The organism is Methylorubrum podarium (assembly GCF_022179745.1).
In the GTDB taxonomy this organism is placed as follows: domain Bacteria; phylum Pseudomonadota; class Alphaproteobacteria; order Rhizobiales; family Beijerinckiaceae; genus Methylobacterium; species Methylobacterium podarium.
In genome coordinates this window covers 1-9,895 of record NZ_BPRD01000066.1, presented here as the reverse complement: position 1 = coordinate 9,895, position 9,895 = coordinate 1, and the positions used below count along the sequence as shown (strand labels likewise).

At 65.7% G+C, this 9,895-nt stretch carries 7 protein-coding genes and 5 pseudogenes; 5 read left to right on the top strand and 7 right to left on the bottom strand.

Annotation, left to right across the window (positions count from 1 at the left end):
• Positions 1-115: pseudogene (locus tag MFF42_RS03710) on the top strand (IS5/IS1182 family transposase); the annotation flags it as partial.
• Positions 116-137: 22 nt separating this feature from the next.
• On the opposite strand, the pseudogene MFF42_RS03705 reads toward MFF42_RS03710, so the two are convergent.
• A pseudogene (locus MFF42_RS03705) lies at positions 138-768 on the bottom strand (transposase).
• 735 nt (positions 769-1,503) lie between these two features.
• Positions 1,504-1,719: a site-specific integrase gene (locus MFF42_RS03700; RefSeq protein WP_238254543.1), complete on the bottom strand. Its 216-nt coding sequence runs from the start codon at positions 1,717-1,719 to the stop codon at positions 1,504-1,506.
• Between the two features lie 135 nt (positions 1,720-1,854).
• On the opposite strand from MFF42_RS03700, the pseudogene MFF42_RS03695 reads away from it, so the two are divergent.
• The 4 genes and pseudogenes from MFF42_RS03695 to MFF42_RS03680 all read left to right on the top strand — a co-directional run.
• Positions 1,855-2,259, top strand: a pseudogene (locus MFF42_RS03695) (ABC transporter permease); the annotation flags it as partial.
• A gap of 59 nt (positions 2,260-2,318) precedes the next feature.
• Positions 2,319-3,245, top strand: coding sequence for a substrate-binding domain-containing protein (locus MFF42_RS03690; protein ID WP_373875129.1), 927 nt, complete (start codon positions 2,319-2,321; stop codon positions 3,243-3,245).
• Between the two features lie 90 nt (positions 3,246-3,335).
• Positions 3,336-4,842 (top strand): annotated as a pseudogene (locus tag MFF42_RS03685) (sugar ABC transporter ATP-binding protein).
• 32 nt (positions 4,843-4,874) lie between these two features.
• Positions 4,875-5,639: an SDR family oxidoreductase gene (locus tag MFF42_RS03680; RefSeq protein ID WP_238254542.1), complete on the top strand. Its 765-nt coding sequence runs from the start codon at positions 4,875-4,877 to the stop codon at positions 5,637-5,639.
• A gap of 112 nt (positions 5,640-5,751) precedes the next feature.
• Here MFF42_RS03680 and MFF42_RS03675 read toward each other — a convergent pair.
• From MFF42_RS03675 to MFF42_RS03655, 5 genes and pseudogenes are all read right to left on the bottom strand, one after another.
• Positions 5,752-5,925: pseudogene (locus tag MFF42_RS03675) on the bottom strand (integrase core domain-containing protein); the annotation flags it as partial.
• Between the two features lie 45 nt (positions 5,926-5,970).
• Positions 5,971-7,479 carry a sugar ABC transporter ATP-binding protein gene (locus MFF42_RS03670; RefSeq protein ID WP_238254541.1) on the bottom strand — a complete coding sequence of 503 codons (1,509 nt, stop codon included), beginning with the start codon at positions 7,477-7,479 and terminating at the stop codon, positions 5,971-5,973.
• Positions 7,476-8,474 carry an ABC transporter permease gene (locus tag MFF42_RS03665; RefSeq protein WP_238254540.1) on the bottom strand — a complete coding sequence of 333 codons (999 nt, stop codon included), beginning with the start codon at positions 8,472-8,474 and terminating at the stop codon, positions 7,476-7,478. The genes MFF42_RS03670 and MFF42_RS03665 overlap by 4 nt, the downstream gene beginning before the upstream one ends.
• Positions 8,471-9,370 carry an aldose 1-epimerase gene (locus MFF42_RS03660; protein WP_238254539.1) on the bottom strand — a complete coding sequence of 300 codons (900 nt, stop codon included), beginning with the start codon at positions 9,368-9,370 and terminating at the stop codon, positions 8,471-8,473. The genes MFF42_RS03665 and MFF42_RS03660 overlap by 4 nt, the downstream gene beginning before the upstream one ends.
• Before the next feature lie 5 nt (positions 9,371-9,375).
• Positions 9,376-9,895, bottom strand: a 520-nt coding sequence (locus MFF42_RS03655) for a zinc-binding dehydrogenase (RefSeq protein WP_238254538.1), incomplete at its 5' end; no start/stop codon positions are given.

Genomic DNA, 9,895 nt, shown 5'->3' with positions numbered 1-9,895 from the left:
CCGCCGGCTCGTCAAAGACTACGAGCGCGACGCCAGCACGCTGGCCGACCTGCACATCGTCGCCTTCGTCTGCCTCATGCTCAAAAAGGCCGCTCTACTCGCAGCCGGTTCATAATAGCCTCTAGAGCCGTTCCCGCTCACGTAGCGACGTCCAAGTCGGTATCGTAACCGGCGGCAGCGATGCAGTTGCGGCACTCGTCGGCCGTGAAGCGAGTGAAGGCCTGCCGGATGGTGTGCCACAGGTCTGGGACGGTGCGGGCTGCCGCGGTTCGGAGCAGGCCCTTCAACTTGGCGAAGATCTGCTCGATAGGATTGAAGTCCAGGCTGTAGGGCGGGAGGTAGAGCAGCCCTGCCCCGGAAGCCTCGATGATCTCGCGCATACCCGTCACCTTGTGGGCCTGCAGATTGTCGAGGATGACAGTGTCGCCGGACCTGAGCACGGGTACGAGCGTATCGGTGACGTAGGCTCGGAAGGGTGCGCCGTTGGTGGCTCCGTCGAACAGGGTGGTGGCACACAGGCCATCGCCCAGGGCGGCGGTGACGGTGGTGGTCTTGTAATGCCCGTGCGGGACGGCGAGGCGGCAGCGAGGCGTGATCGCCCCCAGACGGCTTGGGCGCGAGTTGCCCTTCCTCGCGGACCTGCTCCGACCAGCGACTGGCACTGGACACGCAGACACCGAACCGGGCTGCCGCCTGATGACAGGAGGCCCCCTCCGAAACGGCAGAGACGACACGCTGGCGTAGATCGACGGACAAGGGTGAAGGCATCGGCATCCTCCTTCACCCCTCAACGCCTCAAACATCCAGCCGTCCCAACACGCTCGGGCGCGGCTCTAGTGTCAACGTTTCTCTTGCAGAAATCATCAATTTCAGTACTAAAAAAATCATGGAAGATCGCGTACAACAACGTGTTACAGTAGCAATATACACTTCACCTGAGGAATACGGTAAATATTTATGTGCGTTTCTTAAGTTTGATTTTCCCATGCCGGTCCTCGGCCCCTATGTTTAAAAGAAGGCTAGGCGTGATTTAATCATTCGCGCGGGCGGAGTTGTAAATAATATCTACTTGGACAAAGCTAAGGGATCTACTCAACGAGCCAAGACGGGAGACAGGATCTCAGTCGATCGTATCTATTTTACGGAAAGCGTGCGAGGCATGAAAAGACTCGCCGACGCCATCCATAAACAAGACGTTAAACACTATGGGGATGACGTCGAAATTTACAATGTCATGGAGACGAAAATTATCTAGGATTCACAGAATGTAATCTTGGAAATTTTAGCAATGCAATTCATCCCGAAACTAAGCTCTATTGTGCAGCGTTGCGAGCTTTCGCGCCGCGCCACGTTGCGCGCGTAAGCGCTCACCATAGCGAGCCGGCATCGCCGGAGTCTTCCACGAGCCAGCTTGCATCACCTCGAGCAGCTCGAAGCCGCCTGCGAACATGTCCTGCGTCGCCCCGACCCGGGTCGAGTGCCCGGAGGGCGGCCGTGCCAGCTTCAGTCCGGCGGCCGTGGCGAGATCGCGGAACACCCGCGCCACCTCTCCTCCCCGAGCGCGGTCGCACCGACCTGCCCGCCCTTCGTTAGCGGCCGGAACAGCGGCCCGCTCTCGAGGTGCGCGGCCGAGAGCCACGCCTCGATGTGCGCCATGATGTCGGGTGCGAGGCACTTGATCGCCCCCTCCCCTTCCTGGCCGGCCTTCGAGCGCCGCACCAGCACAGTGCCGGAGCCGTCGGCGCCCTTGTGCAGATCCCCTATGTATACGCAGATCCCCTATGTATACAAAGAGACGAGTTCGGAGCGGCGCAGCAGCGTGTCGTAGGCGACTGCGACCAGCGCCGCGTTGCGTACCGCGCGACGGGCCGCAACCTCTTCGCGATCGGCGGCAATCCCGAGGTCGCGCGGCTCGCCGGCATCGATGTGCGGCGCTACACCATCGTCACCTTCGCCGCGGCCAGGGCGCTCGCGGGCGTCGCGGCGGTGGTGCTCGCGGCCCGCCTCAACTCGTCGCAGCCGAGTCCCGGCCTCGGCATCGAGCTCGACACCATCGCCGCGGTCCTGATCGGCGGGGCGAGCCTCGTCGGCGGCGTCGGCTCGATCGCGGGCACCCTGATCGGCGTGCTGATCATCGGCGTCCTGCGCAACGGCCTCAATCTCCTCGGCGTCTCACCCTTCTTCCAGATGGTCGTGATCGGCCTCGTGATCGCCCTCGCGGTCGCCTTCGACACCTTGGGACGCGAGCGCGGCAAGTGAGCCGCCGTGGACGTCCCCAAGCAGAGTTTCAACCTGAGCAACGGGAGGACCATATGCGCGTGAACTGTCTGAAGACCCTCGCCGCCGGCCTCGCGCTGTCGGCCGCCGTCATGAGCGTGCCGGCACACGCGCAGGAGAAAAAGACGATCGGTCTCGCCGTCGCGAACCTCCAGGCCGATTTCTTCAACCAGATCAAGCAGTCGGTGGAGAAGGAAGGCGCCGCCACGGGCGTCGCGGTCGTGACGGTCGATGCGGCCGGCGATTCCGCGACGCAGGTCAGCCAGATCCAAGACCTCATCACCCGTAACGTCAGCGCGATCATCTACATCCCGGCCGGCGCCACCGCGGCAAGCGTGCCGGTCGAGGCGGCCAGGAAGGCCGGTATCCCGGTCGTCGCCGTCGACCGCAACCCGCCGGACGCGCCCGCCGACACCTTCATCGCGACGGACAGCGTCGCCGCCGAGGAACTCGGCAACTTCGTCTGCAAGCGGTCGGGCGGCAGGGGCCGTCTCGCCGAGATCCAGGGCCAGATCGGCACGACGCCCCATATCGATCGCGACGAAGGCTTCGCCAAGGCGATGAAGAACTGTCCGGGCATCAAGGAGTTCGCCAAGCAGGCGAGCAACCAGTGGGCGCAGGACGAGGGCTTCGCCATCGCGCAGGCGATGATCCAGCGCGATCCGGAGATCACGATCTTCTGGGGCCAGGCGGACGCGCTCGCGCTCGGCGCCGCGCAGGCGGCCAAAGTCGGCAACCTCTCGGACGTGATCGTGGTCGGCTTCGACGGCGACGTCGCCCGCCTGGAAGCCGTGCGGTCCGGAACGCTGACGGCGACCATGACGCAGCAGACCCAGCTCATGGGCCGTCTCGCCCTCGACTCGGCGCTCAAGCTCGCCAACAAGAAAAGCGTGCCGGCGACGCAGCTTCAGCCGGCGACGCTGACCACCAAGGAAAACGTCGCGCCGTTCCTCAAGCAGCATCCCTGACGGATGTCTTCGGAGGCGCCTTCGAGCGCCTCCCCCGCCGGCTCCGCCGGCTTCCGACTCGACCGAGACGCAGTTGGGGAGGGCTGTCGCATGTCCGCGCTCGCCGGCGACGCAGCCGCCAGGAAACCGGCCTTCGAGGGACTGACGATCCGCGGGGTCGCGAAGTCCTTCGGGCCGGTCCGCGTCCTCGAAAGCATCGATCTCGACATCCGGCCGGGCGAGTGCATCGCCGTGCTCGGCGAGAACGGCGCCGGCAAGTCGACACTCTCCTCGATCATCGCCGGCGTCGTGCAGCCGAGCGCTGGCGAGATGACGTGGAACGGCGAACCCTACGCCCCGCGCTCGCCGGCCGAGGCGCTGTCGCGCGGCATCGGCCTCATCCACCAGGAGATGCGGCTCCTGCCGGAGCTGTCCATCGCGGAGAACGTGTTCGTCGGCCGTCTGCTGACGAAGGGCGGCCGGATCGACCGTGCCGAGATGAACCGGCGCGCCGAAACGCAGATGAAGCGACTGGGACTAAACGTGCCGGCGACCGCGAAAGTCGGAACCTTGAAGGTCGCCGCGCAGCAGCAGGTCGAGATCGCCAAGGCGCTGACGCTTCAGGCGAGCCTTCTGATCTTCGACGAGCCGACGGCGGCGCTCGGCGGCAAGGAGACCGACCGGCTGTTCGAGCAGATCCGGCGCCTGAAGGCCGAAGGCGTCGCGTCCGTCTACATCTCCCACCGCCTGGAGGAGATCGCGCGCATCGCCGACCGGATCGCCGTGCTGCGGGACGGCAATCTGATCGCGGTGCACGACAAGGCGACGGTTCCCGTTCGTCAGCTCGCGGAGGAGATGGTGGGCCGCAGCGTCGAGCGCCTGTTTCCGGACCTGCCGTCGCCGCAGCCGCGCGACGTCTTGAACGTCTCGGACCTGACCTCGGCGGCCGGCGCCTTCCGCGACATCTCCTTCTCCGTCCGGGCGGGCGAGATCTTCGGCATCGCCGGAATCGTCGGCGCCGGGCGCACCGAACTCGTGCGCGCCATCGCCGGAGTGGATGCCCTGTCGTCGGGCGAGGTACGGCTCGAAGGCCGGCCCTTGAAGCTGAGGCAGCCGCAGGACGCGATGCGCGCCGGCATCGTGCTCGTTCCCGAGGACCGCAAGGCCCAGGGCCTGCTGCTGAAGCAGACCATCGAGAACAACATCGCCGTCGGTAACTTCGACCTGATCGCAGGCGGCTCCTGGATCGGGCCGAAGGCCAAGCGGACCTTCGCGGAAAAGGCGATCGCGTCCATGGGCGTGAAAGGGCGGCCGGAACAGCTCGCCGGGCGGCAATCAGCAGAAGGTGGTGATCGCCAAACGGCTGGCGCGCGAGCCCAAGCTCTTCATCATGGACGAGCCGACGCGCGGCGTCGACGTCGGCGCCAGGGCACAGATCTACGAGGCCATCGCGGATCTGGCGCGGTCCGGCATGGCCGTGATCGTCGTCTCCTCGGATCTCGACGAGGTGATCGGCCTGTCGCATCGCGTCATGGTGCTCTCGCGCGGACGAAACCGCGGCATCCTCGATCGCGGGGCGGCGACGCACGTCGCCATCATGGAACGCGCGACGACCTGAGCGCCGCCGCCGCATGTCGAAAGGGAAATCCCATGAAGCTTTTCGATCTATCGGGCAGCGTCGCGCTCGTGACCGGCGCGGGAAGCGGCATCGGTCAGCGCATCGCCGTGGGGCTCGGCGAGGCCGGCGCCGACGTCGCCCTTCTCGACCGCCGTTCGGACGACGGGCTGGCGAAGACCGCAGCATCCATCGCGGCCCTCGGCCGGCGCAGCATCTCGCTCGCCGCGGACGTCACCAGCGCCGGCGCGTTGGCCGACGCGGTGGCGCGGACGGAACGCGAGCTCGGCCCGCTTCGCTTCGCCGTGAACGCGGCCGGCATCGCCAACGCCGATCCGGCGGAGGCGATGGAGGAAAGCCAGTTTCAGACGATGATGGACGTCAACCTCAAGGGCGTCTTCCTGTCGGCTCAGGCCGAGGCTCGCGCGATGCTGGCGCACGGGCGCGGATCGATCGTCAACATCGCCTCCATGTCCGGCGTCATCGTCAATCGCGGGCTTTCGCAGTGCCACTACAACGCCTCCAAGGCGGGCGTCATCCACATGTCGAAGTCGATGGCGATGGAGTGGGTCGGCCGCGGCATCCGGGTGAACACGATCAGCCCCGGCTACACGGCGACGCCGATGAATACGCGACCGGAAATGGTGCACCAGACGAAGCTGTTCGAGGAGCAGACCCCGATGGGGCGGATGGCCAGCGTCGACGAAATGGTGGGGCCGGCAGTATTTCTGCTGTCCGGAGCAGCTTCCTTCGTCACCGGCGTCGACCTTCTGGTCGATGGCGGCTTCTGCTGCTGGTGATCGCGATGCGTAGGGAATCGGTCGCCGGCAACTGATCCGCCCCCACTGAAGTGGTCCGCCCTGAGATATGGCCTTCGGGTCAGTGGAATTGATCCGGTTTGTGGTCCAGAGCCTACGCAAGTTCTCGGGCTGTGACAGGTTGGTTGGCGAAGGTTTGGGGCGTCAAGCCGCCCGAGGCAGCATGAGGTCGGTCTTCGTTGTCGTGGCACCTCCAATCCTCGATCTGCTCACGGGCATCCGCGAGCGACAGGACCCGCGAGGCGTTCAGGCACTCCGCCCTCAGGCGTTTCTCCCCTGTTCGGCACCCATCAGCGGATGCTTGTTCGACCCCTCACAGGCACGCCGCCATCAGTGCCTCGGTGCGAATGTCGGGTGCCGTGAAGCTCTGTGTGAGCCGGCCGCCGCTCAAGATGAGGACACGGTCGCAGACCTGCGGCAGTTCCTCGACCTCGCTTGAGACGAAGATGATGCTGCACCCCGATGCCGCCAGTTCGCGCACGATCGCGTAGATCTGAGCCTTCGCCTCGACATCGACCCCGCGGGTCGGCTCGTCGAGCAGCAGGATGCGGCTTCCCGCATAGATCCAACGCCCGATTACGACCTTCTGTTGATTGCCGCCCGACAGCGTACCGATCGGTGTATCAGTGCGGGCGGCTTTCACACCGAGGCGTGCAACGATGCCGCTTGCGGCTGTTGCTATCCGCGACGCCGACAACACGCCGAATTGGCTGACCTTGCCGAAATCCGTCCCGACGACGTTCTCGTCGACGCCCAACAAGGGGACGATGCCGTCGTCCTTGCGGCTCTCCGGCGTGAACCCCACGCCGCGGCCCACGCGCTGCCGATAGGACTCGGCTGTCACGTCCTGCCCATCGATCAAGACACGGCCGCGATCGGGCGCCGTCAGCCCGGCCACCACGCGGAGAAGTTCGGTGCGTCCCGAGCCGAGGAGCCCGGCGAGACCCAGCACCTCGCCCTTCCGTAAGACGAAATCGATGCCGTCGAGCTTCGGCCGGAGCGCGACGCCGTTGACCTCAAGCACCACGTCGTCAGCGATGGAGCGGGCGTCGAACGCCGACGTCGCATCCTCCCGTCCCAGCATCATGCCGACGATCTCCGCGGTGCTGGCGCCTGCAACGTCGAGCGTCGCCACGACCCGCCCATCGCGCATTACCGTGGCGGTTTCGGCGATAGCCCGGATCTCCGCCATGCGGTGGCTGACGTAGATGACCGCGATGCCTGCGGCCGCGAGCCGACGGACGGCCGTGAACAGAACGTCGACCTCCGCCGCCGCGAGGGAACTGGTGGGCTCGTCGAGGATCACGAGCTTGGGCGTTCCCACGAGCACTCGAGCGATCTCGACGAGCTGCCGCTCGGCAGGGCTGAGGGTGTCCACCCGTCGCGCCGGATCGAGGTCGAGGCCGAGGCTGCTGAGCGTATCGCGGCCGATGCGGTCCATCGCATCGTGGCTGAGCACTCCGGCACGCGACGGCCAGCGGCCGAGAAACAGGTTTTCGGCGATGCTCATCGAGGGGATGAGGCTGAGTTCCTGGTACACGGCGCGTACGCCGTGCCGCGCCGCTTCGATCGTGCGCTGCGCCCCGCTTGCCGTTAGAGCATGACCATCGATCGCAACGGTGCCCTCGTCGGGCTCCGTCGCCCCTGTCAGGCACCGGATCAATGTCGATTTACCGGCGCCATTCTTGCCGAGTAGCGCCCGGATCTCACCGGGAGCGATCTGGAAGTCGACGCCGTCGAGCGCGACGACGCCGGGGTATCGCTTGTGGGCGCCCCGAACCGTCGCGACGGGTTGAAGCGTCGGGGAGGATGCGGCCGTCATCGTGCCCCGCGCCGCCGTTCGCGGAAGCGTGACACGAGGATGTTCGCCAAAACAGCGAGCACGATGATGACGCCGCGCACGACCTCTTGGAAGAATGGGTTGATGCCGCGCAGCACAAGACCGTTGCCGATCAGGGTTATGACGAAGACGCCGAGGAGCGACCCGAGCATAGAGCCGCGGCCACCTGAAAGTGAGGTGCCGCCGATCACAACGGCGGCGATGACGTCGAATTCCAACCCGGATGCCGTTCCGGCGTTGCCCGACCCGAGTCGCGCCGTGAGCAGCACGCCCGCCAGGGCCGACATGACGCCGGAAGTGGTGAACAGCAGCACACGGATACGCGCGACAGGAATACCGCAGAGTTCCGCCGCGCTGGCATTGCCGCCGATCGCGAAGATGGAGCGGCCGTAAGCGGTCTTGCGGCTGACGAACGTGAAGATCCCGAACAGGATCAGCATCACGACGGCCGAAGCCGGGATGCCGAACCATTGGTCAGAGAGGGAATCCAGCAGATCGTTGTCCGGGAAGGTGACCGGCAATGCATTGGTGGTGAAGAAGGCGAGGCCGCGCAAAGCGCTCCACAAGCCCAGTGTCGCCACGAAGGATGGCATGCCGGCATAGGCTCGCAACATCCCGGCCAGCGTGCCGAAGGCTGCCCCGACCAGGAGCGCGGCCAGGATCGCGATGAGCGCAGGCGCATGCCATTGCAGCAGGAAGGCGAGACACACGGAGGTGAACGCCACCATCGGCCCGACACTGACGTCGATCTCGCCCGCGATGATGATGAGCGTGACGGCCCAGGCCGCAATCGCGATGGATGCGCCGTCCCGCAGGATCGAGATCTGGTTGTTGGCCGACAGGAACCCGTTCGTGGTCGCCCCGAACACGGCGTAGAGCAGCGCGAGGATGACGAGCAGGCCGATCTCGTTCATCTCCAGCGTGCCGAGCCTTAGCCCGCGCCGCGCTTGCTTGCCGGTTTGCGTCGCGGCGGTCATTGGTCGCAGTTCTCAGCCAAGGTGAACCGAACCGCGCCGCACAGGTGCTCGCCCGGTGCGAGCCGCTGCAAACCGCCGCCGTCCGGCTTGTTGTGATCGTCGATGCTGTGGCTCATGGGCTCGAAACAGAAGAAGTCGTAGGCGTAGCCGGGGTTGAAAGCCGGATCCGAGACGAAGATCAGGCACCGGTCAAAGAGCGGATCGGCGTCGATGTGAAGCGTCATGTCCCGCTCGGGCCAAGTGACGCTAGCCTTCCGGTCCCAGCCCTCGAACTGCGTGTTGACCCACCGCCGCGGCAGCGGTGCACCCGTCGCGAAATCGAGATCGCCGCCCGTCGGCCGCTCGACCGTCGGCAGCCAAGCCTCGTCCTCTTCCCAGAAGCTGCGCATCCGCGCCTTCAGCGTCGTCCGAGGGGACATCGGAAAGTAAGGATGCCAGCCGAGCCCGAACGGCATCGGCACGGGACCTTCATTGGTCACCGACAAGGTGAGTGTCAGCGTTCGACCGTCGAGCGCGAATGTCTCCTCGGCTCTGTATCGGTAGGGTGTGGCACCATCCTGATGGTCGAAACCGAGACGGAGCTGATCGGTGCGGTGCCGGAGCACGTCCCACTGCCCCGTCCAGCCATCCCCGTGCAGGTAGTGCCGGTCCCAAGGCATGTTGGGTGTCAGGTCATAGGTCTTGCCTTCAAAGGGGAAGCGATTGCCCCGAATGCGGTTGCCGAACGGCACCAGGGGAAAGCAGCCGGACGTCAGGGCATTCCGCTCGGGGCCCCATTGCGGCTCGCGGAAGATCGGCATTTCGGCACTGTCCCGCTTGGCGAAAAAGCGCCAGACGCTCCCACCTGCGGTCGTCACCTCGAGGCCGAGATGCACGTTTTCGAGCCGCAGGTTCATCGGCGTCAGTCCTCGAACGTGATGACGACCTTGCCGGAGCGGCCACCCGCCATCAGCGCATAGGCCTCGGGCGCCCGCTCCAGCGGAAAACTATCGGTGATGATGTCGTGCGGATGCAGGCCCCAGGCCTCGAGGTCTTCGCAGCACTGGTCCATGTTGTGCACGCTTGTGACCCAGGAGCCATAGATCGTGCACTGCCGGTGCAGAAGGTCGTCGCTGACGTCAAACTGCACCGGCCCCGTCTCGCCAATATAGACGCAGCGGCCCCAGGTACGCGTGGACTGCAGAGCGAGAACGCGCCCGCGCGGATTGCCGGAACAGTCGATCGACACCGCGGCGCCGCCTCTGGTGAGCGTCGTGATCGCCTCCAGCGCCTCGGGGCCGGCTACGAAACCATGGTCCAGAAGACCGAGTTTACGCGCTGTTTCGACCCGGTCGGGCTGCACGTCGACGCCGATCAGGCTCTTCGCCCCGCGCCCTTTGGCCAGCATCAGAGCCGCCATGCCGACGGGACCGAGTCCGACG

Bases quoted from the DNA above. Each gene is read 5' to 3' on its own strand.
- MFF42_RS03680 (WP_238254542.1), top strand. From the start codon at position 4,875: ATGAAGCTTTTCGATCTATCGGGCAGCGTCGCGCTCGTGACCGGCGCG.
- MFF42_RS03670 (WP_238254541.1), bottom strand. From the start codon at position 7,479: ATGACGGCCGCATCCTCCCCGACGCTTCAACCCGTCGCGACGGTTCGG.
- MFF42_RS03665 (WP_238254540.1), bottom strand. From the start codon at position 8,474: ATGACCGCCGCGACGCAAACCGGCAAGCAAGCGCGGCGCGGGCTAAGG.
- MFF42_RS03660 (WP_238254539.1), bottom strand. From the start codon at position 9,370: ATGAACCTGCGGCTCGAAAACGTGCATCTCGGCCTCGAGGTGACGACC.